We start from the raw sequence: 24,857 nt of genomic DNA on the forward strand, positions 1-24,857 counted from the left end.
CCGCGTGCGCAAGTGGAAGCGGGTCGACACCGCTGAGGGTCCGCGGTTCCGCTCGGCGCTGGCCCCGCATGAGGCTGCGCTGCTGAAGAACATGGTCGCCTCGGTGCAGGGCATGCTCGACGAGCGGGAGGCTGCGACGCCGTCGGATCCGTTGGAGCAGATCACCGGGATCCGGGCCGGCAACCCGCAGGCGCCCGACGACACGACGATGCGACGCTTGCTGCCCGACTTCTTCAAGCCTCAGCGGGATCATCCGGCCGGCTCCGCGGCCGCCGAGAGCCTCAACGGTGCGCTGCGCAGTCTGCACGAGCCGGACATCATCGATGCCAAAAGGTCTGCGGCGCAACGTCTTTTGGACACCCTTCCGGATGGTGGTGGCAGGTTCGAGATCACCGAAGACGACGCCAACGCCTGGGTCTCCGCGGTGAACGACGTCCGGCTGGCGCTGGGCGCGATGCTCGAGATCGGCCCGGAGGGCCCCGACCGGCTGCCGACCGACCATCCGCTGGCGGGTCACCTCGACGTCTATCAGTGGCTGACGGTGTTGCAGGAGTATCTGGTGCTCGGCCTGATGGGCAAGCCGATCCGATGAAGACCGGGTCGATCACCGACGTCGCAGGCATCCTGGTCGGTCACCACCACCGCCTCGACGACGATGCGAGCCTCGGCTCCGGCTGGGCCTGCGGCACCACCGTGATCGTTGCGCCACCCGGCACGGTCGGCGCCGTCGACGTACGCGGCGGCGCGCCCGGCAGCCGCGAGACCGACCTGCTCGACCCGGCCAACAGCGTCCGCCACGTCGACGCCGTCGTGCTGACCGGCGGCAGTGCCTACGGCCTCGCCGCCGCCGACGGTGTGATGACCTGGCTGGAGGAGCAAGGCCGCGGGGTGGCGATGGACGGCGGCGTCGTCCCGATCGTTCCGGCCGCGGTGATCTTCGATCTGCCGGTCGGCGGCTGGGCGTGCAGACCCACTGCCGAGTTCGGCTATGTGGCGGCGAGCTCAGCCGGTGCGGAGGTGGCGGTGGGGACCGTCGGAGCCGGTGTCGGTGCCCGTGCCGCCGTCCTCAAGGGTGGCGTCGGCACCGCATCGATCACCCTCGAATCCGGGGTGACGGTCGGGGCGATCGTCGTCGTCAACAGCGCAGGCAACGTCGTCGACCCCGCCACCGGCCTGCCGTGGATGAGCCACCTCGTCGCGGAATTCGGGCTGGCCGCGCCGCCCGCCGACCAGATCGCCGCACTCACCGCGCTCGACAAGGAGTCCAGCCCGCTCAACACCACCATCGCGGTCGTCGCCACCGACGCCGCGCTGTCGCCGGCGGGGTGCCGGCGGTTCGCGGTCGCGGCCCAGGACGGCCTGGCCCACACCATCCGTCCCGCACACACCCCGCTGGACGGTGACACCGTGTTCGCGCTGGCCACCGGCGCCGTCGATCTGCAGCCCGATCCCGATACGCCGGTGGCGATGGTGCCGGAGACCAAGGCGCTCGCGGCGCTCGGCGCGGCCGGGGCGGATTGTCTGGCGCGGGCCGTACTGGTCGCGGTGCTGGCAGCGCAGTCGGCCGCCGGGGTTCCGACCTACCGGGACGTGGTTCCGGGGGCGTTCGGCGCCGGTGCCTGACCCGAGCTGGCACCCCGCCGAGGTGCTCCACCGGTAGCCTGGACGAAGCCGAGGAGGGGCTGGCAAGGCCGGCTCCGGGCGTAGAAGAGGTATGAGGCACAGATGAACCAGCCGTTGGGTTATCCGGCGACTCCGCCGCAACCCAAGAAGCCCCCGGCGTGGAAGGTCGGCGGCGCCACCATCCTGTCGTTCGTCGCGCTGCTGTACGTGATCGAGATCGTCGACCAGCTCTCGGGGCATTCGCTGGACCGCAACGGCATCCGGCCACTGGAAACCGACGGCCTGTGGGGCATCGTGTTCTCGCCGCTGCTGCACGCCAGCTGGCAGCACCTGGCCGCAAACACCGTGCCGGCCCTGGTGCTCGGCTTCCTGGTGACACTGACCGGCATGGCCCGGTTCGTCTGGGCCACCGCGATCATCTGGATCGTCGGCGGATTCGGCACCTGGCTGATCGGAAACGTCGGCTGCGGGCTTGAGACCAACCACATCGGCGCCTCCGGGCTGATCTTCGGCTGGCTGACCTTCCTGTTGGTCTTCGGCTTCTTCACCAGGCACCTCTGGTGGATCGTCACCGGGATCGTGGTGCTGTTCGTCTACGGCGGCGTGCTGTGGGGGGCCATGCCCGAACTGAGCACCTGCGGCGGGGTGTCCTGGCAAGGCCACCTGTGCGGGGCGATTGCCGGCGTGCTGGCCGCCTACTGGCTGTCCGGTCCGGAACGCAAAGCGCGGGAACGCAAGAATGCCGGCCAATTTCCCGGCCTGACGTCATGAGCGACCGCTTCGCGCCGGTCGGCATCTTCGATTCCGGCGTGGGTGGGCTGACCGTCGCCCGCTCGATCATCGACCAGCTGCCCGACGAGGACATCATCTATGTCGGCGACACCGGCAACGGACCCTACGGTCCGCTGACCATTCCCGAGGTTCGGGCGCACGCATTGGCGATCGGCGACGACCTCGTCGAGCGCGGGGTCAAAGCCCTCGTCATCGCCTGCAACACCGCGTCGTCGGCCTGCCTGCGCGATGCGCGCGAACGCTACGACGTGCCCGTCGTCGAGGTGATTCTGCCCGCCGTGCGGCGCGCGGTGGCCACCACGCGCACGGGACGCATCGGGGTCATCGGCACCCAGGCGACCATCGCGTCCGGGGCCTACCAGGACGCGTTCGCGGCGGCGCGCGACGTCGACGTCGCGGCGGTGGCATGCCCGCGGTTCGTCGACTTCGTCGAGCGCGGCGTCACCAGCGGTCGCCAGGTGCTCAATCTGGCCGAGGGGTATCTGGAGCCGCTCCAGCGTGCACAGGTCGACACTTTGGTGTTGGGCTGCACGCACTACCCGTTGCTGTCCGGGCTGATCCAGCTGGCGATGGGGGATTCGGTCACGCTGGTGTCCAGTGCCGAGGAGACGGCCAAAGACTTGCTGAAGGTTCTGACCGAGCGCGATCTGCTGCGCCCGCACGAGGCACCGGCGGCGACCCGGCTGTTCGAGGCGACGGGTGATCCCGAGGCGTTCACCGCTCTGGCGGCGCGCTTCCTGGGTCCGGCGATCACCGGCGTCCATCCTGTGCACCGTCACGTCTCGGCGACAACGTGATTCTCTCTGACAAACCCGTCATGTTTTCCTCGTGTGGCAACCGGGCATGGCAAGCTGGTGGCTGTGCGAATCACCGTTCTCGGTTGCTCCGGCAGTGTTGTCGGGCCTGATTCGCCGGCGTCCGGCTACCTGCTGACGGCACCGGATACACCGCCTCTCGTCCTCGATTTCGGTGGCGGAGTGCTCGGCGCGCTGCAGCGCTACGCCGATCCCAACGAGGTGCACGTTCTGCTGTCGCACCTGCACGCCGACCACTGCCTGGATCTGCCCGGCCTGTTCGTGTGGCGTCGCTACCACCCGAGTCCGGCTCAGGGCCGCGGCATCATGTACGGCCCCAGCGATACCTGGACTCGGCTGGCGGCGGCGTCGTCGCCGCTCGGGGGCGAGCTCGACGACTTCTCCGACATCTTCGACATCCGCCACTGGCAGGACAACCAGCCCGTGCAATTCGGTGCCCTGACCGTGCTGCCGCGGCTGGTGACCCATCCGACCGAGTCGTTCGGTATGCGCATCACCGACCCGTCCGGCGCCACCCTGGTCTACAGCGGCGACACCGGCGTGTGCGAGTCACTGGTCGAATTGGCAAGGGGTGCGGACGTTTTCCTGTGCGAGGCATCGTGGACGCACGCACCGGAGCGGCCGCCCCACCTCCATCTGTCCGGCACCGAAGCCGGCCGGATGGCCAAGCGTGCCGGCGTCGGCGAACTGTTGCTCACCCACATCCCGCCCTGGACGTCGCGGGAGGACGTGATCTCCGAGGCCAAGGCGGAGTTCGACGGTCCGGTACACGCCGTGGTGTGCGGGGAGGCCATCGAGGTGCGTCGGCACTGACGCCCTCGGGCCCGGGTCTGATTGCCCGAACTCCTCCTCGGCTCGTGCCTCGCCGCATCGTCGCTCGGCTAGTGTTTCCCACGTGTCCCGACGACAAGACGGCAGGCTTGACGACGAGCTGCGCCCGGTCACGATCACCCGTGGCTTCACCTCCCATCCGGCCGGCTCGGTGCTTGTCGCCTTCGGCGAGACCCGGGTCATGTGCACGGCGAGCGTCACCGACGGGGTGCCGCGCTGGCGCAAGGGCTCCGGACTGGGCTGGCTGACCGCCGAGTACGCGATGTTGCCCGGCGCTACGCACACCCGGTCCGATCGCGAATCGGTGAAGGGCCGCGTGGGCGGACGCACCCAGGAGATCAGCCGCCTGGTCGGGCGCTCGCTGCGGGCGTGTATCGATCTGGCCGCGCTCGGCGAGAACACCATCGCCATCGACTGCGACGTGTTGCAGGCCGACGGCGGAACCCGCACCGCCGCGATCACCGGCGCCTACGTTGCGCTCTCCGATGCCGTCACGTACCTGGCGGCGGCAGGCAAACTGTCCGACCCGCGCCCGCTGTCGTGTGCCATCGCGGCGGTCAGCGTCGGGGTGGTCGACGGCCGCGTTCGCGTCGACCTTCCCTACGAGGAGGACTCGCGCGCCGAGGTCGACATGAACATCGTCGCCACCGACACCGGAACACTGGTCGAGGTCCAGGGGACCGGCGAAGGTGCGACGTTCCCGCGCTCGACGCTCGACAAGATGCTCGATGCCGCCCTCGGTGCCTGCGAAACCTTGTTTGCCGTGCAGCGTGAAGCCTTGGCACTGCCGTATCCCGGTGTGCTGCCCGACGGTGCGCCGTCGAAGAAGGCGTTCGGGAGCTGAGCTGAACCGCGTACTCGTCGCCAGCCGCAACGCCAAGAAGCTGGCCGAACTGCGTCGCGTCCTCGACGCCGCCGGGCTGACCGGGCTGACCCTGGTCTCGCTCGACGATGTGCCGCCCTTCGACGAGGCGCCCGAAACCGGCGCCACCTTCGAGGAGAATGCGCTGGCGAAGGCCCGGGACGGCTACACGGCGACCGGGTTGCCCACCGTCGCCGACGACTCGGGGCTGGCGGTGGCCGCCCTCAACGGGATGCCGGGGGTGCTCTCGGCGCGATGGGCCGGAACGCACGGCGAGGACGCCGCGAACAACGCGTTGCTCCTGGCGCAGCTGCGTGACGTGCCCGACGAGCGGCGTTCGGCGGCGTTCGTGTCGGCGTGCGCGCTCGTGTACGGACCCGGCGACGCCGACAGTGCGGTGGTGCGCGGCGAGTGGAACGGGGCGATCGCCCGGGAGCCGCGCGGTGCGGGCGGTTTCGGTTACGACCCGCTGTTCATCCCTGAGGGGGAGAGCCGCAGCGCTGCCGAGCTCAGCCCGGCGGAGAAGGACGCGGCGTCGCATCGCGGCCGCGCGCTTTCGTTGCTGATCCCGGCACTGAGTGCGCTGCTCAGGTGAGTGGAACGAGATTTTCCTAGCGCATCTAACCTGTGTCATGATGCTCGGGTGGGTCGTCACTCGGTCCGGGCGGCGCACCCCGGTGTTCTGATCGCCGTCCTGGCGGCGGCCGGCATCAGCGTGTCGCTGACGCAGACCCTGATGATCCCGCTCATTCCCGAGCTCCCAATGCTGTTGCACACCAACCCGTCCAACGCGTCGTGGACGATCACCGTCACCTTGCTGACCGCGGCGGTGGCGACGCCGGTGTTCGGGCGCCTCGGCGATATGCACGGCCCCAAGCCGATGTTGATGATCTGCGCGGGTGCGATGGCCGTCGGCTCGCTGCTGGCCGCGGTCACCAGCTCTCTGGTGCCGTTCATCATCGGGCGTGGGCTGCAAGGGCTGGCCTTGCCGATCATTCCGCTGGCCATCAGCGTGCTGCGCTCGGCGCTGCCCGCCGAGCGGGTCGGCCCGGCGATGGGGCTGATCAGTTCGTCACTGGGTGTCGGCGGCGCGATGGGCCTTCCGCTGTCGGCGGTGATCGCGCAAAAGGCGGACTGGCACACATTGTTCTGGGGCGCAGGCGTTCTCGGCATCCTGGCGATGCTGCTGTTCGCATTCCTGGTGCCCAATGTGCCGGCCAGCTCGGCCGACCGGTTCGACCCGCTCGGCACCCTGCTGCTGGCGGCGGGGTTGGTGACCCTGCTTCTGCCGATCTCCAAGGGTTCGACGTGGGGCTGGACGAGTTCGACGACGCTGTCGCTGTTCGTGCTCTCGGTCGCGGTGTTCGCGATCTTCGCCCGCTGGCAGTTCCGGACCGCGTCCCCGATCGTGGATCTGCGCACCACGCTGCGGCGGCCGGTCCTGACCACCAACATCGCCGCGGTCCTGGTGTGCTTCTCGATGTTCGCGCTGTCGCTGGTCGGTCCCCAGGTGCTCGAGTTGCCGACGGGAACCGGGTTCGGCCTGGGGCAGTCGATGCTGCAGGCCGGTCTGTGGATGGCCCCCGGCGGGCTGGCGATGATGTTCGCGGCCCCGCTCGCCGCACGTACCGCGGGCCGCCGCGGTCCCAAGTTCACGTTGGTCTGCGGTTCGGCGATCATCGCGGCCGCCTACCTGGGTGCGCTGTGGCTACTCGGCAGCCCCGCGGCGGTGCTGGTGGTCAACATTGTCGTGAGCTTCGGTGTCGGGTTCGCGTATTCGTCGCTGCCCGCGCTCATCAACGCCGCGGTGCCGGTGTCCGAAACGGCTGCCGCCAACGGGATCAACGCGCTCGCCCGGTCGTTGGGCACCTCGGTGTCCAGCGCCGTGATCGGTGTCGTGCTCGCGACGATGACGATCACCTATGCCGGGCACGTCGTCCCGTCCGTGCACGGTCTGCGAACGGCGCTGTTGATCGCTGCGGGTGTCGCCGCGCTCGCGGCTGTTGTCGCAGTGACGATCCCGACTCGGGCGGAGATCGTCGTCGCCGAGTGGTCGGCGGACGACATCGAGCTGTCCGACGACCCGCTGATCAAAGGTTGAAGCGGGTCTTCAGCTCCCGGGTCTGCACCTGCTCGACGATGATGCCCAGCAGCGGGATGGTGCCGGCCAACAGCACACCGATGGTCTTGGCGATCGGCCAGCGCACCTTCACCGCGAGGTTCGCGGTGAAAAGCAGATAGATGAAGTACACCCAGCCGTGCACCACGCCGATCCAGGTGGGCGGGTTGTCGACCTTGACGACGTAGCGCAGCACGATCTCGTAGCACAGCGCGATCAGCCAGATGCCAGTCGTCCAGGCCAGGACGCGGTACCCGAGAAGGGCTTTGCGGATCGTCTCGTTCGGGACGCCCGTCGGGGTGTGGGCTTCGGGCGACTCGGGTGCGGTCATGCGGTGGTCCTGTTCTGATCGTCGTGGGCCTTGTCGGCCGCGGCCAGTTCGGCCAGATAGGCGTTGTATTCGCGCATTGCGGGGTCGGCCTCATCGGCCGCGGTGCCGGCCGTGGGCCGCGCGGGCAGCAGTCCGGCGGGGATCTCGGTGGCGGAGTCGGCGTCCGTCGGCGGCTCGGGCACGCCTTCTTCTTCGTAGCGGATGAACTTGCGGTAGGCGTACACGCAGAATCCGGCGAACATCGGCCACTGCAGGGCGTAACCGAGGTTCTGGAAGGTGCCCGACGTCGACTCGAATCTGCTCCACTGCCACCAGCCCAGTGCCAGGCAGCCGCACGCGGCGATGATCACCAAAAGGATCAACGCGAACCTGCGGCGGCGGGTCGTGGACACACCACGACGGTACCCTGCCAGCGGTTATGGGTTCACCGGTGAGTGGCGCTCAGCACTTCGGGCCGATGAATTCGTCGAGGCGGGCGGTTGCCGCCTTCCGATAGATCGAGACGACGTACTTGGTCGACCGTGTCCATGGAATTCCGAGGTGGTCGAGGGCGCTGGTGAATAGGCCGAGGATGTCCTCTGAGTGATTGGTGAAGTGATACCGAATGCTCTTGACGCCGCGATCGTTGGCGACGACACGGCAGCCGTCGCTGTGGATCAGACCGCGGACGAAGTCTTCGGGCGCGCGCTCGACAAGATCTTGCTGCCAAGGCTCGAGGCGGATCGGCCTGGTGTGCTTTTTACCCGGACCGTGCTGTGGAAAAAGGCACGGCCAGTGTTTGGAGTAAAGGGAGACCGATACGCACCCCTGGGGATATGTGGCGATCGAGGCGTGCTGACCCGGCATCACTGTGTCGATTGCCGCGCAACAGTTATCGATGATGCCGGGGTACTTCTTGTCCAATGCGATCCGGAGCCGCCACACGCGCCGGTCTTTCGATATGCAGCCATCCCCGAGGTAGAGGCCGAGTAGATAACAGTAGGCACTCACTGGGAGTTCGGTGAAGTCATGGACAACGCCGCACGGCGCGCCTGGAACAGGACGGCGCATCGTCGCTGGGGGCCGGCGGCGCCAGTCCTTGACGGTGGGCCGCGGTACACCCGTTCGGCGAGCGATGTCGCAGTCGTTCAGGCCAGCGGCTATCAGTCGCTGTACGTTCGCAAACTCTTCGTCGGAACGGATGGTGTCGGCCTCTCTGCGTCGAGTCGACGCTAACGCCCCCCACCGACACATCCCCGGGGGGTTTCGCCGGGTAGACTCCGGAGTTCTGCGGGCGTGGCGGAATGGAAGACGCGATGGCTTTAGGTGCCATTGCTCGAAAGAGCGTGTGGGTTCGAGTCCCTCCGCCCGCACAATTGGCCCTCGTGGCGCGCATCACAACGCCTTAAGTCTCAAACGGATCTCACGCCGGTCACAAAGCTAATCTGCTAGCTAGACTAACTTTTGAACTCTAAGCTCGGTCTCAGGTACTTGATGACGAACGGAGCTACGGTGATCGAGTTGGGCAAAGTCGGAGATGTCGTTTTCTTCGCGGCGGCGACACCGCAGCTCTGCCTGACAACCGATAAGAAAATGGCACCGAGAGTGGAGTACCGGTGAGCGATCCCATGATGACGTCTGTCGATCTGATCCGTTATGCGATCGCCGACCAGGTGCGTGAACTTGGCGGAGACACCGACAAGATCGATCAGATCGCCATGTCTGCTGCCTACGCTATTTTCATCGGCATGGCCGCCGACGCATCTCGCCAATCCCGCTGATCTGACGTTCGCCACGACCGTGGCTGACTAGGTCGCCACGTCCTTTTTCCTCCGGCCACTGATGGCCACAATTTTCGCTCCTCCGATCGCGCCGTCATCCGATCGGGAAGTGGTCTGACCCTGCATTGCCGCCCGGGATCACCGGGATGACGACAGCCGACGGATGGGCGGCGTCGTGCAGGATGGTCTGCCGTGCCTGCTGCGTCGCGGCGCTCTGCCCGAACGGCTCACCGGTGTTCGGGTTCGGTGCGAACTGCGGATAGTCGCTGCTGGAGATCTCCAGTCGGATCCGGTCGCCGGCACCGAACTCATAGCTCGTCGGCCAGATCGCGATGTGGTACTCGTAGGGCTGGTTCGCCACACCGGGTCGCGGGTCGGACAACGAGTCGCGGAACGCCGTCCGCACGATCCCGTTGTTGAGGTTGATGGCATCGCCGTCCGGCTTGACCACGATCAGCTTTGCGGTGAAGTCGGTGTCGACGGCCGACGACGACGCCCACAGGTCGACCGTCACCGGTCCGGTCACCTCGGTGTCGGCTGACAACGGATCGCTGCTGTAGACCAGCACATCGGAGCGCTGTTCGACCGGTATCTGGTCGTAGGGCCCCTGCGGTCCTGACCGCGCACCGCAACAGGAATGGCCGCCGACGCTGGGAGCCGGATCGGTCGGATCGTAGACGTAGTGGTCCGGTGTCTGACCCACGGCAGTTGCTGTCGTAGTCAATGTGCCGGTGCGCGAATCCATCTCGCCGTCGCCGGACAGGAAGTAACGGGTCCACTGGGTCTGGGGCAGCGGCCAACTCGGCGCCGACTTCCATCGGTTGGCGCCCATCAGGAAGTAGTCAACCCGCGGGGTGTCGCCAGAGGTCCCGTTGACGCCGTTGTTCATACCCTTGAGGAAATGGTCGTACCACTTCAGCATCAGCTCGTTGATCGGACTGGCGCCGACGGGCCCGATGTCCTTGAGCAGCGGCGCCGGTTCCGAACCTGGCCGGCCCCAGTCCAGATGGTCCCAGGGGCCGATGACGAGCCGTTGATTCGCCCGGGCTTCGGGCGTGGCCGCCGACTTCACCATCCCGGTGAAGTTCTCCACGCCGCCGGCGAGGAATGCGTCGTACCAGCCCTCGACGTCGAGAACCGGTACCCGAACCGACGGATAGCGATCGCGGATGCTCCACTGTCGCCAGAAGTCATCCCGAGTCGAATGCGCGATCCAGTCGAAATACCACGGCGCCACAGCAGGATTCGCGGGCTGCAGCGGCGGCAGGGCACGGTACGGCAGGAAGTTCAGCCACCGGGTCGAGTTCGCCGCCGCAGCCTTCAGGGCGGCGGCAGTCGGGTCGTCACGCCTGTTCTCGGCTGCGGTGGTGGCCAAACCGAGCGCCCAGGGCTGCACGAACGCCAGCCGGAACTCGCCACCCTCGTACATCCAGCCGTCGTAATAGTCCGATGCGGTGTTCGCCGGGACGATGGTGACCAGGTGTGGCGGCGACGCCGTGGCGGCCAGCCACTGGGTCGCGCCGACATACGATGAGCCGTACATGCCCACTTTGCCGTTCGACCCTGGCAGCGCGGCCGCCCACTCGACCGAGTCGTAGCCGTCGTCGCGATCATGGGTGAACTCGCTGAACGTGCCGCCGGACGAGCCCTGTCCCCGAACATCTTGGATGACAACGAGATAGCAGTGCGACGCGAACCAGTCGGGTGTCTGGTAGCGCGACGGCTGGACCTGGGCGCCAGACTTCCCGTACTGGGTGCGCATCAGGATCACCGGAACCGGGCCGGAATGCTCCGGCCGGTACACGTCGGCGCGCAGTACGGTTCCGTCGCGCATCCGGGCCGGCACGTCGGTCTGCTTGCTCACCGCACACGGGCCGCGGCCGGTCGAGGGCGGCCACGCCGAGTCGGTGACGCGTCGACTCGAGGCGCCGCACGCCGACAACACCAAGGCCAGCGCCAACATCACCGCGAGGGCACGCGTCGTTCGCACGTCTCCACGCTACGCAGTTGCGCTCAGATCATCTCTCGCGCGGTGAGCCACCGCATGATGGGCCAGCCCGCGAACACCGGCAGCCAGCACGTCAGAACGCGATACAGCAAAACAGCGGGCACACCGACGGCGGCGGGTACGCCGAAGGCGGCGAGTCCACCGATGAGGGCGGCCTCCACCGCGCCGACACCTCCGGGGGTGGGCGCCGCCGACGCCAGCGTGCCGCCGACCATCGTGACGATCGTGACGGTGACGAACGTGGTGTCACCGCCGAACGCCGAGATGCTGGCCCACAGCACCAGCGCCATTCCCAGAGTGGTTGTGGCACAACCGAGCACGATGATGGCCAATCGCTTGGGTTCGCGCATCAGGTCCAGCAGCTCACGGCCGACTTCTTGGAGCCGCGGCCGCAGCGCGGTGCCGAGCCACCGGCGCGCCTTGGGCACCAACAGGAATGTGCCCACGATGCCGAGCGCGACACCGCCGATCAGATACAGCAATGTGGTGCTCGGCACGAAATGGGACAGGTCGGCGGTCGCGCCGGCGGCGACGCTGAACAGAATCAGCAGGGTCACATGGGTGATCACCTGCACCGCCTGCTGAAGGGCCACCGCGGCGGTGGCACGCAGCGCGCCCAGCCCACCCTTCTGCAGGAATCGGGTGCTCAGCGCCAGCCCGCCGACACCCGCCGGGGTGGTGGTGGCGGCGAAGGTGTTGGCGAACTGCATGATGACCAGGTTCCGGAAGCTGACGAGCCCGGATGCGCACGCCCACAGCGCCGCTGCCGCACCGACATACGTCAGTGCGGAGACGGCCAGCCCGAGCAGGGCCCACCACCAGTTCGCATTGCGCAGCTCACTGAAGAAGGTGGGCACCGTGCTGATGAACGGGTAGGCGACGTAAACCAGTGCGACCAGCAGGACCAGCTGAATGACCTGCTTGCGGGTGAACCGGGTGATGGTCTCGGTCTTGATCTCGTCGGCGCCGGTCTGCCGCTTCACTTCGTCGCGGGCGGCGGCCATGACGGCCTTGGGATCGTTGACGGACTTGCGAATTCGGGCCGGGACCGCAGCTCGGGTCAGGCGCCGCGACGCCGTCAGTACGGTGTCCTTGCCCAGCGTGTGGACGGCAGCTTGCACGGCGGCTTCGGGACTGAACCGGTCGGACGTCGTCACCAGCAGTGCCGCGATGTCTGACTGGAGTTGCTCGTCGGTCGCGCCGTACTCGGAATTGCCGAATCCGCCGAACAACACCTTCCCGGAGTCGATCGTCATCTCCTTGAAACGCAAGTCGCCGTGCGCGATCTGGTGGCGGTGCAGCACTGCGAGTGAACCCCAGACCGAGGTCACCAGGGCCTCGTCACAGGCCGATTCGATCGGGGTGCCGAGCGGCGGGGTGTGGGCGTACAACGTCCACCCGCGTTCGAGCGCCGCGACCACCATCGTGGTGGTGTTGGACACCCCGAGGTCGCCGACCGCGATCGTCATCAGCGCGCGGTGCTCGACCGCGCGGCGCATCGAGGCCTGCAACGGCGCGGTTTCGGAGTCACGCAGAATGAGCCAGCGCCAGAACTGGCGCAGTGCACCGCCACTGCGCTGATTGGGCCCATACATCTCCAGGACCATCTGCGAACCGGCGTCGTCGGTCGCCGCCAACTCCAGCGGTCCGGACCCGGCCGGCCGCACCACCGTCAGGGACGTCACCAGAAATCCACGGCGGGCCAGCGCGCGCACGGTTCCATCGAGCGGCACTTCGAGTGCGGGGGTGCCGACCACCCACACTGTCAGGGCACCGACGAACCAGCCGACCGACAGTCCGAGTAGCGAGCGGGCCGGCACCACCGCGCTGACGACCAGGTGGATCGGCACGAACGCCAGGAGCAGCGTCCACCACCATCGCCGCCAGCGGCCCGGCAGCCACGGCCCGGAGACGGTCAGGACCGCGGCCAGCATGGCGATCCAGCGAGGATCGTCGAGGAATTGCGACAGGGTGGTCGACAGTCGCTCGGAAAGGTCGAAATGCCAGCGGGGCGCGGCGATCCCGTTGCCGGTGATCGACAGTGAGATCACGGCGAGGAATCCGGCGGCCACGTACGCCGCGAACAGCTTCCACTGCCGCGCACCGATCAGCCCGATCAGGATCACGAACGGCAACGCCAAGATCGCGACGCCGTAGCCCAGGTACACCAGGTTGGACTGGGTGGGGGTGAGGACACCCACGATCATCGAGACGGATTTCTCGAGTCCGACCCAGTCGTTGCGGGTGATCAGCGAGCTGGTGATCACGATCACCAGGACGACGGTCGCCACCGCGAGTCGGACGATGTCGTTGGTCCGGCGGGTCAGCGGCAGCAGTACGTCGCCGGAGATGGCAACATCGCGTCCGTCAACTCGCACCGCTGCAACCTATCCCGACTTTCACCGGGGAGGTCTCATTGACCGCCCTCAGACGAAGCCGACGTAGCCCAGCAGTGCCGCGGCACCCACCACGATCAGCGGATTGGTCTTGGTCCGAACAAAGATGAGGGTGGCGACGCCGGTGATCAGGTACGCCCGCCAGTCGTGGTCGGCGGCTCTGCTCATGACCAGCGAGCTGGCCAGGATCAGTCCCACGGTCAGCGGAGCGAAGCCCTTCTCCACCGCGTAGCGCAGCTTGGACTTCTGGGCCTTCTGCCACGAGACGGTGATCAGGTACATCAGGCCCGCCGCGGGGACCACCATCGCGATCGTGGCCAGCACGCCGCCGACGATGCCGCCGGCGACGCCGAAGGTGCCGAGACCGGCCGCGTACCCGACCAGCGCAACGATCAGGATGCTCGGGCCCGGTGCGGCTTGCGAGATCGAGAAGATGTCGGCGAACTGGGAGTTGGTCAGCCAGTGGTGCCCGGTCACCGCCTGCAGGTGCATATCGGGCAGCACCGTGTTGCCACCGCCGATCGACAGCAGCGACAGCGAGCCGAACATGCCGATCAGCGCCAGGAAGGTCTTCATGCGTCGACCGGTTCCGGCTTCTTGCGGGGCCAGGCCCAGATCAGACTGAGCGGCGCCAGGATTCCCAACGTCAGCAGCAGGGGCCAGCGGAGCACCCCGTTGAGGACGAAGCTGGCCAAGAAGAAGGCAACCGGCATCAGGCCTTTGAGGCATTTCTGACCGGTCTGGATGACCATCGCGAGGGTCAGCGCGACGGCGGCCGCCGAGGCGCCGTGCAGGGCGCCCTTGATCGCGGGCACTTCCTTGAACGTGAAGTAGACGAAGCCGAGCGTCAGCACGATCGCGACGGGCATCAGGCACAGCCCGATCACGGCCGCGACGGCGCCGGCCAGACCTTTCATCTTGGTTCCGACGAATACCGCCAGGTTCACCTGATTGGCGCCGGGAACGATCCGGCACATCGTCATCGCGCTGAGGAACTCCTCTTCACCCAGCCACTGCTTCTCGACGACGATGACCTCGCGCGACCAGGCGCCCAGGCCGCCGCCGAACGAGGCCAGCGCGATGTGGTTGAAGGTCCGCGCGACCTCGAAGAGTGAGACCTTCTCCCGGGTCGAACCGGAATCACTCATGGACCAGGTCGTGGTCGTGTGGAAACTCGTCCTCGACGGGATGGTTCTTCTCGAGCGGGTCGGGTGGCTCGTAGTGGCTGGAGACCTGCCAGTCGCTTTTGAAGACCTCTTTGAGTCGAGCCACCACGTCCGGGTCATCGGTGGTGACGCCGAGTTCGCGGCGAAGGTCGAAGGCGCTGCGATCGATGTTCATCGACCCGACCAGAACTTCTCTGCCGTCGATGATCAGCAGCTTGGCGTGCACTCTGAGGTTCTTCTGCTTGCGCACCTCGACGCCGAACCGGCGCAGCGTGCGCAGCGAGGCGAACGTGTCGAGGATGTCCCATTCGCTGATGCCGTGCTTGCCCCCGCACAGGACTCTGACCCTGACGCCGCGGTGGGCGGCCGCCGCGATGTGGTCGAGGATCACCGCGTCCACGTACTTGGGGTGCTGGATGTACAGCTTGCGCTCAGCGGAGTCGATGAACCGGGCCATGTGGTATCGGGAATTGGAGTTACTCCACAGCAGTCCTTCGTATCTGGGTGGCGTGAAGTCTCGATGTTCCCAGTCGGCGTTGAACACCTCGACGATCTGGGCGATGTGCAGAGGATCGTGGGTGATGATGCCGTAGTCGCGGGTGAGCGTGAAGTACTTGATCATGAGGTTGTAGGTCGCGACCATTGCCGCGCTCTCGTCGACGACGATTGACTTCTCGTGCGTCACATAGAATTTCGGGCTGGACCATTGCACGTCGATGCCGGCGCTCTTGAACGCCTCGTAGCTTTCGTCGTTGGCCCGGTCGCCACCCGAGCGCTGCGGGTTGAGCATGATCCGCACGTCGACCCCGGCCTTCTTCCGGTCGATGGCAGCCTCGATCAGGCTGGGCTCGGTGAAGGTGAATTGCTTTATCAGAAGCGACTTTTGCGCGCTCAGGATGAAGTCGCGGACCGGTTCCAAACCGTCGTCTGGCTCGACGATCACGCGCGGGGCGTTAGCAGGCATAGGTTTCGGATGCTAGCACCAGAACTGCCCCGGCACTTTGCCGTTGGGTGAATGTCGGGGGCGCGTCGCGCTCGGTCGGCACCGTCGTGACTCAGGGTGCGGGTGCCGGAACAGTCGGATCTGCCAGCGCAAAGCCGAGTCCGGGTGGCACGTTGACGTCCGCGCCGGGCGCGGTGCCGGGCAGCGGCTCGCCAAGTTGCTCGTAGGGGACCTGGCCGAGCAGTGCGCCGTCCAGGGCGCCCTCGGAATACATCGCGTGCAGCCGGCGCAGGAAGGCCAGTCGGCCGGTTCCGGGCTGCTCGGCAGACGGGCCGATGCCGATGTCGGGCTCGCCCTGCCCCGGCGCGGCGGGAGCGACGTTCTGCGGCAGCAGGTAGTGGTTGTTCAGGGCGTGCAGATCCGGGGGTGCTGCGGCAGCCGGCGCACCGGGTGCCGACGGAACCGGGTTCTGCCCCAGCAGAAGTCCCGGTGCGTACGCCGACAGATCGGGCAGCCCGAGTGGCCCGGCGGCGGGCTCACCGCTCTGGGCGAGAACGCTGCCCACCGACGCGTTGGGCGGCACCGGCGCCGGCACCCCAGGATCGGCCGGCACAGGATCTGCCGCTGCCGTTGGCGAACCGATGAGGATGGCACAGGCAGCGGCGGCAAGCGCCAACGTCGACACCAGCGTCCGGTCGCCCGTGCTCATCCCGCTCTGCCCTCCCGGCCTCGATCCTCGTCACACCGTAGTCGGCATTCGCCGCAACGATGCCGCGAACGGCGTCGACGACGCGATCAGGGGATCGGGGGCGGTGGGGGAGGCAGTACCGGGTCCGCCGGCGCGGGCGGAGCGACCGGGGCCGCAGGATCTCCGGGCGGCGGGGGCGCCGCCGGATCGGGCAGGAATTGTTCAGGCCCGGCCGGGATGTTGATGTCCGGTGGCGGAGCGGTTCCCGGCAGCGGTTGCCCGAGTTGGTCGGCGGGCATGCGCCCGAGCGCCCCGTGGAGGAAGGCGTGCACGCCCTTCCACTGATTGACCCGGGCGAACGGGCCGTCCGCGCCCGGTCCCAGCTGATACGGGGACTGCTGGTCCGGGGTGGGCATGCTGTTGTTCTGCGCCATCAACAACTGCGCGCCGTTGAGGATGTCGGCATTCGGCGGCGCCGCGGGTGCGGTCCCCGCCAGCGCCGGAGCGGGGGTTTGGCCGAGCAGCAACTGGTTGCCTGCCGGGCCGCCGAGGATGCCCGCGAATCCGTTGACCGAATCCTGGATGGTCCCCGGCGACGGGATGAATCCTTGCGGGGCGGGCGGTGGCGGCGGGGCCGCCGGGTCGACCGGCAACGGCTCGTCGGCGGCGGCGGTCGCCATGGGTGCGACCGCCGCTCCGACAGCGAGCGCGGCCACGACCACGCCCTTGACGAACATCCTGTGCATCTGGCGAACCGCTGTCAGAAGACTTTGGTGACGCCGTAGTAGGCGACGATGTCGTCGGCATCGGTGCCCGAGCTGGTCAGCACCGCGTACGAGCGGAGTGACGATGCGCCGACGCAGTTGTCGATCTTGATGTGAATGTCCTTCAGCGTCACTCGGGCTGAGGTGCCCTTGAAGGACTTCTTGTCGACGACGACGTTGGTGATGGTGCCCGGGCGGGGATCGACCTCGATCTGTCCCTGGACGGGGAAGCTGATGGAGCCGGGCAGCGAGAGACCGCCGGTGCCGAGGCTGGCGTTGCCCAGGCTGGCGCCGACCGAGCCGATCAGTTTGACCTTGTCCATCTCGACGCCGCAGCCGACCTGGTAGCCGGCCTCGAGTGTGCCGCCCGACACCGACCCGGTGGTGGTGCCGGTGAACGTGCCACCGACGATCCAGTCGCGCGAGGACAGCGACGTCGTCAGCGGTGCCACCGGCAGCTGCGTCTCGTCTTTGGCGACCACCGTGAGCGTGCGGCCGTCGGGCGTCTTGGCGATGCCGGGAACCTCGGAGGCGACGGCACCGTTGTCCGGTGGTGGGGGAGGAGCACCTGCGTCAGCGACGGGCGGCGCCGCCGGATCGGCCGGGTCGGCCAACGCGAGCGGGGTCGCTCCCATCGGGATCAGCATGCAAACTGCAGCCGCGGTGGCAAAGCGATGCAACATAACCTGTCGGCGCCTTCCGTCTGTCACTGGTGAATTTCTTTGGGAAATCATGGATTTGTGGGGTGTCCAGTCGGTGAACGAGGCGTCAACACTCAGCGCCCCGGATACATCTACTGGGCGTTCTCGCGGGTGGTGCCTGGTGCTGCATTTCGGCTGCCCACCACCGCGTCGTGACGGGCAGCCGAGTGCGAGAACGACAATGTGAAGTTGTTAAACGGCTTTCGTGACGCCGAGGTAGGTGACAACGTCGTCGGTGTTGTCGGTCGAGCTGGTCAGCGTGGCGTACGAGCGGATGAAGGACTGCCCTGCGCAACCGTCGATCTTGATACGGAACCCGGTGATGGAGATTCGCGGCGCGGTGCCCTTGAACGACTTCTTGCCCACCGGAACGATGTTCACGACGCCGGGCTTGAGGTCGATCTTCATCTGGTAGGCCGCCGACAGGCCGAGGGTGACGGGCAACAGCGAGCCGTTCACGATCGGAATGCCGACGCCCGGGGTGATGCCGCCGGTGGCGATCGACTCGATGTCGTCCTGGATGATGCCGCAGCCGATCTGGTAGCCGGCCTCCAGGGTGCCGCCCGAAAGCTTGGTGCTGCCGCCGCCGGTCACCGATCCGGTGAAGGTGCCGTCGACCAGGTACTCCCGGGACCACGGCGAATTGGTCAGGGAGGAAACCGGTTCCATGGACTCGTCCTTGCCCGACACGTTGAGCACCCAGCCGTCGGGCGTCTTGAGAACCCCGGGCGCGGCGGAGGGCATCGGTCCCGCGGGCCCGCCGGGCGCGGGGGCTGCGTTGGCAACAGGTGCCACGTTGGGATCGGCCGGCGGGTCGGCCAGCGCCAGCGGCGCCGCCCCGATGGGAGCCAGCAGGCAGACTCCAGCCAATGCGGCAAAGCGTTTCAACATGTCGTGTTGGCGCCTCTCGTAGTTGATAACCACTGTGTCGTTCGGAGGAATCATTGAGTTGGCGGGTGACTGGCCGGTTAACGCCGCCCCAACAATTCCCGCCCGATTACCGTCTACCGAGCGTCATTTCGGGCCGCCGATCGCCGAAGAGGTGCGATCCGGTCTCGAGGTGGTTCCAACTCGGTGTGTCGCCGGTGATGCAGACACCCGATGGATCCTTCAGCGGCCCCGGCTGTTGGTCACCTGTTAACCATCCCGACAGGTATTACGTCGATCATCGCTGTCGTCCTGACCCTACGGAACTCTGACGCAACGGATTCCGGGTTGGGCTGGTTTGGGACTTCCAGCCGGACGTTTCGGGGGAGCCCACGATCCAGGAGGAAGCAATGAGATCACCGCAATACGGCCGCATTCTGACTGCCACAGTGCTGGTGTCGGCCTCGGCGTTGTTGAATGCACCTGCCGCGCTTGCCGACCCGGATCCGCAGACCGACCAGCCGGCACCGGGGCCGGGCGTCGTCGCGGCGGTCGTCGCCGCTCCGCCTCTGGACGCACCGCCGGATGCGGCTCCGTCCAGTGCGGTACCCGACGCCTGCAAGCAGTTCGGGATGGCGCTGGACCATGCGTCGTCGTACTACGAGGACTTTGCCTACGACTCGGCGGGCGGCGGGAACAGCGTGAACTACAACGATCCGAACGTTGCCAATGCAAATGTCTACGGCCGTACCGCATTACGTGAGTCCGCCGCTGCCGCCATGTCGGCAGCGTCGGCGCCCGGTCTGCCCAATGACATCGCCGCCCCCATGCGGTCATGGTCGTTGCGGGCCACAAAGCTGTTGATAATCATGGGGATTCGTGGTGGCGGTGACTCGCTGAACTCGACCGCAAATGACATGAACACCGACGCCAACAATGTGCAGATGGCGTGTGCGATGAATGGCGCGCGCGCCTGACCCGAAAATCAAACGCGCTGAGTCGAAATCGGCCCCCTCCTCTCGGAGGGGGCCGATTTCTTGATCGTGACGGGTTATCCGCCTGCGCCGCCGCTGCCACCCTTGCCGCCGGTCGGGCCGAGGCCGCCGGAGCCGAGGTGGCCACTTGCGCCGGAGGTGGCGCCGCCCTTGCCGCCGTTGCCGCCGTTGCCACCCTTTCCGCCGGTGATCACGCTGCCACCGCCGGTGGCCCCGGTGCCGCCGGCGCCGCCGGTACCCGTGGTCGCGCCGTTACCGCCGTTGCCGCCGGCACCGCCGGAGCCACCACTGAAGCCGCCGAAGCCGCCGAGGCCGCCGTTGGCGCCCTTGCCGCCGGTGGCGCCGCCGCCGCCCTTACCGCCGGCACCGCCTGCGCCACCGTTGTTGCCGGCCATGCCGCCCTTGCCGCCGGTGCCGCCGGTGCCGCCCGCCCCCGTCGTGCTGGTGCCGCCGTCGCCGCCGGTCGCACCCGCGCCACCATTGCCGGCCACGCCACCTGCGCCACCGCTGCCACCGGTGCCGCCGTTACCGGCAGCGCCGGTTCCGCCTGCGCCGCCCGCACCGCCGGTGCCGCCGGCGCCACCGCTGCCCGACCCGAGGCCGCCGGCACCGCCGGTGCCGCCGGTGCCGCCGTTACCACCGGTCGCGGTGCCCGCACCGCCTGCGCCGCCTGCGCCGCCGGCGCCGCCGGCCGCGGAGCCGTAGAAGCCACCCTTGCCACCGTTACCGCCTGCGCCGCCGTCGGTTCCGGCCGCGCCGCCGCCGTAGCCCGCGCCACCCGCGCCGCCCGCACCCGCGGAGCCGCTGCCGAGGACGGGCATGCTCGCGGCGTTGCCGCCGTTGCCACCCTTGCCGCCGGCCACCCCGGCGGTCGTGCTGGCGCCGCCTGCGCCGCCGGTGCCGCCGCTACCGGCGAACGGGCCGGCGTTGCCGCCGTTGCCGCCCGCACCGCCGGCGATGCCCTTGCCGCCGTTGCCGCCGCCGCCGCCGAACAGCGCGCCGCTGGAGGAGCTTCCGGCGATCAGGCCGCCGTTACCACCGTTGCCGCCCGCGCCGCCGTTGATGCTGGCGCTGGTGGCGTCGCCGCCGTTGCCGCCGTTGCCGTACAGCCCGGCGCTACCGCCGTTGCCGCCGTTGTATCCATTGCCACCGTTGCCCATCAGCAGGCCGCCGCGGCCGCCATTGCAGGAGGCGCTGGCGCACTGCGTGTCGGCGGCGCTGTAGCTGTAGCCGTTACCGATGAGCAGGCCACCGTTCGGGTGCTCGGCGGTGCCGTTGCCGATGAACTGGCCGACCAGGTTGTTGGCAGCGTTCGCCGAGGCGGCGGCCGTCGGGGTGGACGCCTTGGAGTTGTTGCCGGCAAGGCTGTTACCGAACAGCAGTAGGTCCGACTCGCTTGACGTCAGTTTGTACGCCGGCGACGCCACCGTTGTGGTGGCATCGGTGGTGGCGAACAAGACGGCCGCACCCACCATCGCCGCACCGGCGACGCCCGTGGTGACGAAGGCTGGCGCAGCCACCCGGAGCGATTTCTTGCGGTGTTTGGACAAGGTCGAATTCCCTTCGAAGAAGACGTTCAGTCCGGCAAATGCGCCGAGTGGTCCCTGACAAAGGAATCCAAGGAGACAACCCTTACCTCGGACTGGACCCCACTTGGCGCGCCGCCGAACTTCGTGCAAACGCCAGCTGAACTCAACCTGTAAAAGCCGTCGTAATGGCTACTTGCAGAGTTCGGCGATCTTGCTGTTCGTCTTCTCCGCGTTGCTCAGCCGCTCGGCCTGCTTCGGGTCGGTGTTGGGCACACCGGCTAACGCGTTCATCGAAATATCCTGCAACCCGGTCGCGAAGCCGCGAATCGCATCGGCCAGATCGCCCGGGGTGGCCGGGCTCAGGTGGGCGAGAAGGTATGTCGCGCCGCCCGCCATGGCCAGCCGTGCGTTGGCGGCCACGCCCTGAACTTCGGCGCCCGGGTCGGCGTGGGTCTGCAATGACACCGCTGCGCTGACCGTGCGGTAAGCGTCGCAGGCGTTGGTCTTCGGGTCACCGGTCTGCGGTGCGGTGGCCGGCGCCGGATTCGACGGAGTCGGCCGGAACAACGCCCAACCGGCGAGTGCCACCGCGATCACTGCGATCACCAACGCGACGGGCGCGAGCCAGCCGGCCGAGGATCGGGATTGGCGGGTGGGACGGTGCGATGTTGACGTCGTGGCGTCAATATCGTCGGTCGGCTCCGGCATGCCAACGATCCTAATCACGTGCCGTGGCAGAGCCGTAAACGCGTACTCTGGCTGCGGAAAGGCGTAGGGGGTATGGCGATGACGATGCGCTGGGGGCGACGGCTCGGGTGCCTGGTGGCCGGCGCCGGTGTGGTGGCCGGTGTGGTGGCCGGGGTGCCTGCAGCGGTGGCGCAGGGCTGCCCGGCCGGGCACGTCAATAACGAGTACACCGGCCAGTGCTATCTCGAGGGCAGTGCGCCCACCATCAACGGCGTGCCGTGTGTGGCGAGCAATCTTGGTTTGTGCCAATCGTTTCGGCAGAATCAGCAGCCGCCGAAGAAGCCGTATACCGCAATCGGCTAACTGCGGGTCAACGTCTTGGTCATCAGCCGCTGCATCCAGTTCGGCGACACCTGCGACAGTGCGGCCAGCACGGTGGTCTGGCGGCCCACCGGATAGTGCACTTTGGCCAGTCGCCCGCGGCGGTGCGTGGCCGAGTAGACCGCGGCGGCGACGTCGTCGGGCTTCAGGTTGACGCCCAGCGATTTGGTGCTGCCGGTCTCGACGCCGTCGGTCATCGCGGTTTTGACGAACAGCGGCCACATCGCCAGCACCCGGATTCCGTACCGGCGCCATTCGAGTTCCAGCGCTTCGGTCAACGCACGCAGCGCGAACTTGGTTGCCGAGTAGGTGGCGAGTTCGGGCTGGCCGTACAGCGCGGAGGCCGAACACATATTGACCACCTGGGCGCCCGGGGTGTCGCGCAGGTAGGGGAATGCGGCATGCAACCCGGTCAGCGCACCGGTGAAGTTGATGTCCACCATCTGCCGGTGAACACCGAGCGGGACGTCGGCGAACGGGCCTGTGGTCAGAACTCCGGCATTGTTCACCAGGACATCGAGTTTTCCTGTGCTGCCGGTGAATTCACGCAGTCGAGCCGACCATTGATCGGCGTTCGTGACGTCGAGCTCGCCGATCTTGACGTCACCTCCGAGCGCGACGATCTCCTCGCGCAGCCCGGCGAGCCCGTCGAGGTCGATGTCGTATGCGCCCACCCGGTAGCCGTTTCGGGCGAAGGTCAGTGCGGTCGCCCGCCCGATACCCGCGGCGGCTCCGGTGATGAAGACGCCGGGTGCGCTCATGTCATACGACTTTCAGGTGTGGGATGTGTACCTCGGGTTCCGAGGCGATGCGGTCGTTGGCTGCGGCCATCGCGGTGTCGACCCGCACGGCTGCGGTCTGGCAGGCCGCGGTGGCCTTGCGGCCCAGCCCTCCCACGTCGTCGGCGGCGTTGCGCAGATACGCCGTCAGTGTGACGCGCAGCCGGTCACCGACCAGGGCCAGACGATTGCGGAACCGATCGTCGACCGTCACGGTGACGTAGGGCAGTTCGAGTTTGATCATGAGCGCCTCCAGAGCCGTTCTTGTCGAATGTAGACGACATCGGCGGCGAGTCGGCCCGTGCGGTCAGGGCCGCACGCCGATCGTCTTGGAGTTCAGGTACTCCCGGTAACCCTCATCGCCGTTGCGGTGCCCGAGACCGCTCTGTTTGGTGCCGCCGAACGGGCTGGTGATCCCGAAGAACGAGTGACCGTTGGTGGTGACGCTGCCGGTGCGCAGCCGCAGTGCGATGTTCAACGCGCGGTCGTCGTCGCCGCTGGTGACGTCGCCGGACAGTCCGTAGATGGTGTTGTTGGAGATCTCGACGGCCTCGTCATCGCTGTCGTAGGGGGTCACGGTGATCACCGGCCCGAAGATCTCGGTCTGCGCGATCTCCGACGTCGGATCGACGTCGGCGAGCAACGTCGGCTGCACGTAGTAGCCGGTCGGCAGATTCTCCGGGATCCCGCCACCGGTGATCAGCCTGGCGCCGTCGGCGATCCCGGACCGGATCAGGCGCAGCGTCTTCTGCCGCTGCATGGCGCTGATCTGTGGGCCCTGCATGATGCCCGGCGTCCACGGGTCACCGACCGGGAACTGCTCCATCATGGCCTTGAGGATCTCGAGACCTTCGTCATAGCGGCTGCGCGGCAACAGGACTCGGCTGCTCAGGATGCAGCTCTGACCGGACATCACGCAGGCGAACATCGCCGCCATCGGCAGGCAGGCGGTGAAGTCCGCGTCGTCGCAGACGATGTGAGTCGACTTGCCGCCGAGTTCCAGCAGGGTCTTCTTGACCGTCGAGGCGCCGGCGGCCAGGATCGCCCGCCCGGTGGCGGTGGACCCGGTGAAGGTGATCATGTCCACCCGCGGATCGGCCGACAGGGCCGCGCCCACCTCGTTGGCGTTGGAGGTGACGACATTGAACACCCCGGCGGGGATGTCGGTCTTCTCGGCGATGATGCGGCCGAGCTCGGTGCCTGACCACGGCGTCAGCTGCGCGGGTTTGAGGACCACGGTGTTGCCGGCCATCAGCGCCGGGACGGTCTCGGCGATGTTCAGGTAGAACGGCACGTTCCACGGGGTGATCGCGCCGACGACGCCGACCGCGTCGTACTGGATCTTGCGCCGCGCCGGGCCGAGTTGGGTCTCGTGGATGCCGGTGTCGACCAGATAGTCGAAGTTGCGGCCGTGGTCGGCCCAGTGCTTCACCTCGGCGATCGGGCTCTCGATCTGGGAGCCGCTGACCGAGACCGGACAGCCGACCTCGGTGATCACGATGCGCCGCAACCGTTCCTGTTCGTCGGTCAGCGCCTCGTGCAGCTGAGTGAGGCAGTGGTAGCGGAAGTCCAGATCGCGGGACCAGTCGCCCTCGTCGAACGCCCGGCGTGCGGCGGCGGTCGCCCGCTCGATGTCGGTGACCGTCCCGTCGGTGGCCTGGCCCACCACCTCCTCGGAGGCGGGATGCTCGACGTCGAACAAGGCCCCGGAGTCGGTGAGCCGAAGCTCCCCGTCGATGAGCATTCGCTGCTCGCCGGCCAGCACACCCGTGTCAGCGTCGACATTGGTCATTGCATTTACCCCTCGTGCCGTGGAAATC

Annotated in this window: 28 protein-coding genes, 1 tRNA gene and 1 pseudogene; 12 read left to right on the forward strand and 18 right to left on the reverse strand. The window is 67.7% G+C overall.

Annotated features, from left to right (window positions below):
- Positions 1-4: 4 nt before the first annotated feature.
- From AB4879_RS01650 to AB4879_RS01685, 8 genes are all read left to right on the forward strand, one after another.
- Complete coding sequence (locus AB4879_RS01650; RefSeq protein ID WP_083121991.1) at positions 5-592, forward strand: DUF2017 domain-containing protein; 588 nt, start codon at positions 5-7, stop codon at positions 590-592.
- Positions 589-1,623, forward strand: a complete 1,035-nt coding sequence (locus tag AB4879_RS01655; protein WP_370506160.1) for a P1 family peptidase — start codon at positions 589-591, stop codon at positions 1,621-1,623. The genes AB4879_RS01650 and AB4879_RS01655 overlap by 4 nt, the downstream gene beginning before the upstream one ends.
- 102 nt (positions 1,624-1,725) lie before the next feature.
- Entirely contained in the window at positions 1,726-2,394 is a 669-nt protein-coding gene (locus tag AB4879_RS01660; RefSeq protein WP_370506161.1) for a rhomboid family intramembrane serine protease, read from the forward strand.
- Positions 2,391-3,212, forward strand: coding sequence for a glutamate racemase (murI, locus tag AB4879_RS01665; RefSeq protein WP_149378688.1), 822 nt, complete (start codon positions 2,391-2,393; stop codon positions 3,210-3,212). The genes AB4879_RS01660 and murI overlap by 4 nt, the downstream gene beginning before the upstream one ends.
- Before the next feature lie 57 nt (positions 3,213-3,269).
- Positions 3,270-4,043 (forward strand): cyclic nucleotide-degrading phosphodiesterase, encoded by a 774-nt coding sequence (locus AB4879_RS01670; RefSeq protein ID WP_083122159.1) that lies wholly within the window; start codon positions 3,270-3,272, stop codon positions 4,041-4,043.
- A gap of 82 nt (positions 4,044-4,125) precedes the next feature.
- Positions 4,126-4,905 (forward strand): ribonuclease PH, encoded by a 780-nt coding sequence (rph, locus tag AB4879_RS01675; RefSeq protein WP_102809934.1) that lies wholly within the window; start codon positions 4,126-4,128, stop codon positions 4,903-4,905.
- A 1-nt stretch (position 4,906) separates the two neighbouring features.
- Complete coding sequence (gene rdgB, locus AB4879_RS01680; protein ID WP_370506209.1) at positions 4,907-5,518, forward strand: RdgB/HAM1 family non-canonical purine NTP pyrophosphatase; 612 nt, start codon at positions 4,907-4,909, stop codon at positions 5,516-5,518.
- 48 nt (positions 5,519-5,566) lie between these two features.
- Positions 5,567-7,024, forward strand: coding sequence for an MFS transporter (locus AB4879_RS01685; protein WP_370506162.1), 1,458 nt, complete (start codon positions 5,567-5,569; stop codon positions 7,022-7,024).
- Here AB4879_RS01685 and AB4879_RS01690 read toward each other — a convergent pair.
- The 4 genes and pseudogenes from AB4879_RS01690 to AB4879_RS01705 all read right to left on the reverse strand — a co-directional run.
- Positions 7,014-7,373: a DUF3817 domain-containing protein gene (locus AB4879_RS01690; RefSeq protein ID WP_083122001.1), complete on the reverse strand. Its 360-nt coding sequence runs from the start codon at positions 7,371-7,373 to the stop codon at positions 7,014-7,016. The genes AB4879_RS01685 and AB4879_RS01690 overlap by 11 nt on opposite strands.
- Positions 7,370-7,765 (reverse strand): hypothetical protein, encoded by a 396-nt coding sequence (locus AB4879_RS01695; protein ID WP_370506163.1) that lies wholly within the window; start codon positions 7,763-7,765, stop codon positions 7,370-7,372. Before AB4879_RS01695 ends, AB4879_RS01690 begins: the two co-directional genes overlap by 4 nt.
- A gap of 49 nt (positions 7,766-7,814) precedes the next feature.
- Positions 7,815-8,297: an LAGLIDADG family homing endonuclease gene (locus AB4879_RS01700; protein WP_370506210.1), complete on the reverse strand. Its 483-nt coding sequence runs from the start codon at positions 8,295-8,297 to the stop codon at positions 7,815-7,817.
- A 150-nt stretch (positions 8,298-8,447) separates the two neighbouring features.
- A pseudogene (locus AB4879_RS01705) lies at positions 8,448-8,606 on the reverse strand (hypothetical protein); the annotation flags it as partial.
- Positions 8,607-8,642: 36 nt separating this feature from the next.
- On the opposite strand from AB4879_RS01705, the gene AB4879_RS01710 reads away from it, so the two are divergent.
- Together AB4879_RS01710 and AB4879_RS01715 are read left to right on the forward strand one after the other, a co-directional pair.
- Positions 8,643-8,725 (forward strand) — tRNA-Leu (locus tag AB4879_RS01710).
- 243 nt (positions 8,726-8,968) lie between these two features.
- Positions 8,969-9,133: a hypothetical protein gene (locus tag AB4879_RS01715; protein WP_168214817.1), complete on the forward strand. Its 165-nt coding sequence runs from the start codon at positions 8,969-8,971 to the stop codon at positions 9,131-9,133.
- A gap of 94 nt (positions 9,134-9,227) precedes the next feature.
- Here the strand turns inward: AB4879_RS01715 and AB4879_RS01720 are convergent, their stop codons facing one another.
- From AB4879_RS01720 to AB4879_RS01760, 9 genes are all read right to left on the reverse strand, one after another.
- Positions 9,228-11,096 (reverse strand): CocE/NonD family hydrolase, encoded by a 1,869-nt coding sequence (locus tag AB4879_RS01720; RefSeq protein ID WP_370506211.1) that lies wholly within the window; start codon positions 11,094-11,096, stop codon positions 9,228-9,230.
- Between the two features lie 50 nt (positions 11,097-11,146).
- Entirely contained in the window at positions 11,147-13,519 is a 2,373-nt protein-coding gene (locus tag AB4879_RS01725; RefSeq protein ID WP_370506164.1) for a lysylphosphatidylglycerol synthase domain-containing protein, read from the reverse strand.
- Positions 13,520-13,567: 48 nt separating this feature from the next.
- Positions 13,568-14,113 (reverse strand): chromate transporter, encoded by a 546-nt coding sequence (locus AB4879_RS01730; protein WP_102809653.1) that lies wholly within the window; start codon positions 14,111-14,113, stop codon positions 13,568-13,570.
- Entirely contained in the window at positions 14,110-14,685 is a 576-nt protein-coding gene (locus tag AB4879_RS01735; RefSeq protein ID WP_102809652.1) for a chromate transporter, read from the reverse strand. Before AB4879_RS01735 ends, AB4879_RS01730 begins: the two co-directional genes overlap by 4 nt.
- The gene (locus tag AB4879_RS01740) at positions 14,678-15,667 is read right to left on the reverse strand and encodes a phosphatidylserine/phosphatidylglycerophosphate/cardiolipin synthase family protein (protein ID WP_370506165.1); all 990 of its coding nucleotides are present in this window, start codon (positions 15,665-15,667) and stop codon (positions 14,678-14,680) included. The genes AB4879_RS01735 and AB4879_RS01740 overlap by 8 nt, the downstream gene beginning before the upstream one ends.
- Positions 15,668-15,758: 91 nt before the next feature.
- Positions 15,759-16,355, reverse strand: coding sequence for a hypothetical protein (locus AB4879_RS01745; RefSeq protein WP_370506166.1), 597 nt, complete (start codon positions 16,353-16,355; stop codon positions 15,759-15,761).
- Positions 16,356-16,441: 86 nt separating this feature from the next.
- Positions 16,442-17,080: a hypothetical protein gene (locus tag AB4879_RS01750; protein ID WP_370506167.1), complete on the reverse strand. Its 639-nt coding sequence runs from the start codon at positions 17,078-17,080 to the stop codon at positions 16,442-16,444.
- A 14-nt stretch (positions 17,081-17,094) separates the two neighbouring features.
- Positions 17,095-17,781, reverse strand: coding sequence for an MspA family porin (locus AB4879_RS01755; protein WP_102809648.1), 687 nt, complete (start codon positions 17,779-17,781; stop codon positions 17,095-17,097).
- A 210-nt stretch (positions 17,782-17,991) separates the two neighbouring features.
- The gene (locus AB4879_RS01760; protein ID WP_199190050.1) at positions 17,992-18,690 is read right to left on the reverse strand and encodes an MspA family porin; all 699 of its coding nucleotides are present in this window, start codon (positions 18,688-18,690) and stop codon (positions 17,992-17,994) included.
- A gap of 386 nt (positions 18,691-19,076) precedes the next feature.
- Here AB4879_RS01760 and AB4879_RS01765 point away from each other — a divergent pair, with 386 nt between their 5' ends.
- Positions 19,077-19,643: a hypothetical protein gene (locus AB4879_RS01765; protein WP_102809646.1), complete on the forward strand. Its 567-nt coding sequence runs from the start codon at positions 19,077-19,079 to the stop codon at positions 19,641-19,643.
- A 74-nt stretch (positions 19,644-19,717) separates the two neighbouring features.
- Here AB4879_RS01765 and AB4879_RS01770 read toward each other — a convergent pair whose 3' ends face one another.
- Both AB4879_RS01770 and AB4879_RS01775 read right to left on the reverse strand, forming a co-directional pair.
- Positions 19,718-21,136 (reverse strand): hypothetical protein, encoded by a 1,419-nt coding sequence (locus tag AB4879_RS01770; protein WP_370506212.1) that lies wholly within the window; start codon positions 21,134-21,136, stop codon positions 19,718-19,720.
- A 243-nt stretch (positions 21,137-21,379) separates the two neighbouring features.
- Complete coding sequence (locus tag AB4879_RS01775) at positions 21,380-21,898, reverse strand: hypothetical protein (protein WP_370506168.1); 519 nt, start codon at positions 21,896-21,898, stop codon at positions 21,380-21,382.
- A 78-nt stretch (positions 21,899-21,976) separates the two neighbouring features.
- Here AB4879_RS01775 and AB4879_RS01780 point away from each other — a divergent pair, with 78 nt between their 5' ends.
- Positions 21,977-22,240, forward strand: a complete 264-nt coding sequence (locus AB4879_RS01780) for a hypothetical protein (RefSeq protein ID WP_370506169.1) — start codon at positions 21,977-21,979, stop codon at positions 22,238-22,240.
- Here AB4879_RS01780 and AB4879_RS01785 read toward each other — a convergent pair.
- The 3 genes from AB4879_RS01785 to AB4879_RS01795 all read right to left on the reverse strand — a co-directional run bounded on the left by AB4879_RS01785 (position 22,237) and on the right by AB4879_RS01795 (position 24,829).
- Entirely contained in the window at positions 22,237-23,019 is a 783-nt protein-coding gene (locus AB4879_RS01785; RefSeq protein ID WP_370506170.1) for an SDR family oxidoreductase, read from the reverse strand. The genes AB4879_RS01780 and AB4879_RS01785 overlap by 4 nt on opposite strands.
- Before the next feature lies 1 nt (position 23,020).
- Positions 23,021-23,281, reverse strand: a complete 261-nt coding sequence (locus tag AB4879_RS01790; protein ID WP_083122032.1) for a hypothetical protein — start codon at positions 23,279-23,281, stop codon at positions 23,021-23,023.
- Between the two features lie 63 nt (positions 23,282-23,344).
- Positions 23,345-24,829, reverse strand: a complete 1,485-nt coding sequence (locus tag AB4879_RS01795) for an aldehyde dehydrogenase family protein (protein ID WP_370506171.1) — start codon at positions 24,827-24,829, stop codon at positions 23,345-23,347.
- Between the last annotated feature and the right edge of the window lie 28 nt (positions 24,830-24,857).

It is taken from the genome of Mycobacterium sp. SA01 (assembly GCF_041287105.1).
GTDB lineage: Bacteria > Actinomycetota > Actinomycetes > Mycobacteriales > Mycobacteriaceae > Mycobacterium.

What these genes read in the sequence shown, in the direction of transcription:
- AB4879_RS01655 (WP_370506160.1), top strand. Translation starts at nt 589, where the DNA reads ATGAAGACCGGGTCGATCACCGACGTCGCAGGCATCCTGGTCGGTCAC.
- AB4879_RS01660 (WP_370506161.1), top strand. Translation starts at nt 1,726, where the DNA reads ATGAACCAGCCGTTGGGTTATCCGGCGACTCCGCCGCAACCCAAGAAG.
- murI (WP_149378688.1), top strand. Translation starts at nt 2,391, where the DNA reads ATGAGCGACCGCTTCGCGCCGGTCGGCATCTTCGATTCCGGCGTGGGT.
- AB4879_RS01690 (WP_083122001.1), bottom strand. Translation starts at nt 7,373, where the DNA reads ATGACCGCACCCGAGTCGCCCGAAGCCCACACCCCGACGGGCGTCCCG.
- AB4879_RS01720 (WP_370506211.1), bottom strand. Translation starts at nt 11,096, where the DNA reads ATGTTGGCGCTGGCCTTGGTGTTGTCGGCGTGCGGCGCCTCGAGTCGA.
- AB4879_RS01730 (WP_102809653.1), bottom strand. Translation starts at nt 14,113, where the DNA reads ATGAAGACCTTCCTGGCGCTGATCGGCATGTTCGGCTCGCTGTCGCTG.
- AB4879_RS01735 (WP_102809652.1), bottom strand. Translation starts at nt 14,685, where the DNA reads ATGAGTGATTCCGGTTCGACCCGGGAGAAGGTCTCACTCTTCGAGGTC.
- AB4879_RS01740 (WP_370506165.1), bottom strand. Translation starts at nt 15,667, where the DNA reads ATGCCTGCTAACGCCCCGCGCGTGATCGTCGAGCCAGACGACGGTTTG.
- AB4879_RS01745 (WP_370506166.1), bottom strand. Translation starts at nt 16,355, where the DNA reads ATGAGCACGGGCGACCGGACGCTGGTGTCGACGTTGGCGCTTGCCGCC.
- AB4879_RS01750 (WP_370506167.1), bottom strand. Translation starts at nt 17,080, where the DNA reads ATGCACAGGATGTTCGTCAAGGGCGTGGTCGTGGCCGCGCTCGCTGTC.
- AB4879_RS01755 (WP_102809648.1), bottom strand. Translation starts at nt 17,781, where the DNA reads ATGTTGCATCGCTTTGCCACCGCGGCTGCAGTTTGCATGCTGATCCCG.
- AB4879_RS01760 (WP_199190050.1), bottom strand. Translation starts at nt 18,690, where the DNA reads ATGTTGAAACGCTTTGCCGCATTGGCTGGAGTCTGCCTGCTGGCTCCC.
- AB4879_RS01765 (WP_102809646.1), top strand. Translation starts at nt 19,077, where the DNA reads ATGAGATCACCGCAATACGGCCGCATTCTGACTGCCACAGTGCTGGTG.
- AB4879_RS01770 (WP_370506212.1), bottom strand. Translation starts at nt 21,136, where the DNA reads ATGGTGGGTGCGGCCGTCTTGTTCGCCACCACCGATGCCACCACAACG.
- AB4879_RS01775 (WP_370506168.1), bottom strand. Translation starts at nt 21,898, where the DNA reads ATGCCGGAGCCGACCGACGATATTGACGCCACGACGTCAACATCGCAC.
- AB4879_RS01780 (WP_370506169.1), top strand. Translation starts at nt 21,977, where the DNA reads ATGACGATGCGCTGGGGGCGACGGCTCGGGTGCCTGGTGGCCGGCGCC.
- AB4879_RS01785 (WP_370506170.1), bottom strand. Translation starts at nt 23,019, where the DNA reads ATGAGCGCACCCGGCGTCTTCATCACCGGAGCCGCCGCGGGTATCGGG.
- AB4879_RS01790 (WP_083122032.1), bottom strand. Translation starts at nt 23,281, where the DNA reads ATGATCAAACTCGAACTGCCCTACGTCACCGTGACGGTCGACGATCGG.
- AB4879_RS01795 (WP_370506171.1), bottom strand. Translation starts at nt 24,829, where the DNA reads ATGACCAATGTCGACGCTGACACGGGTGTGCTGGCCGGCGAGCAGCGA.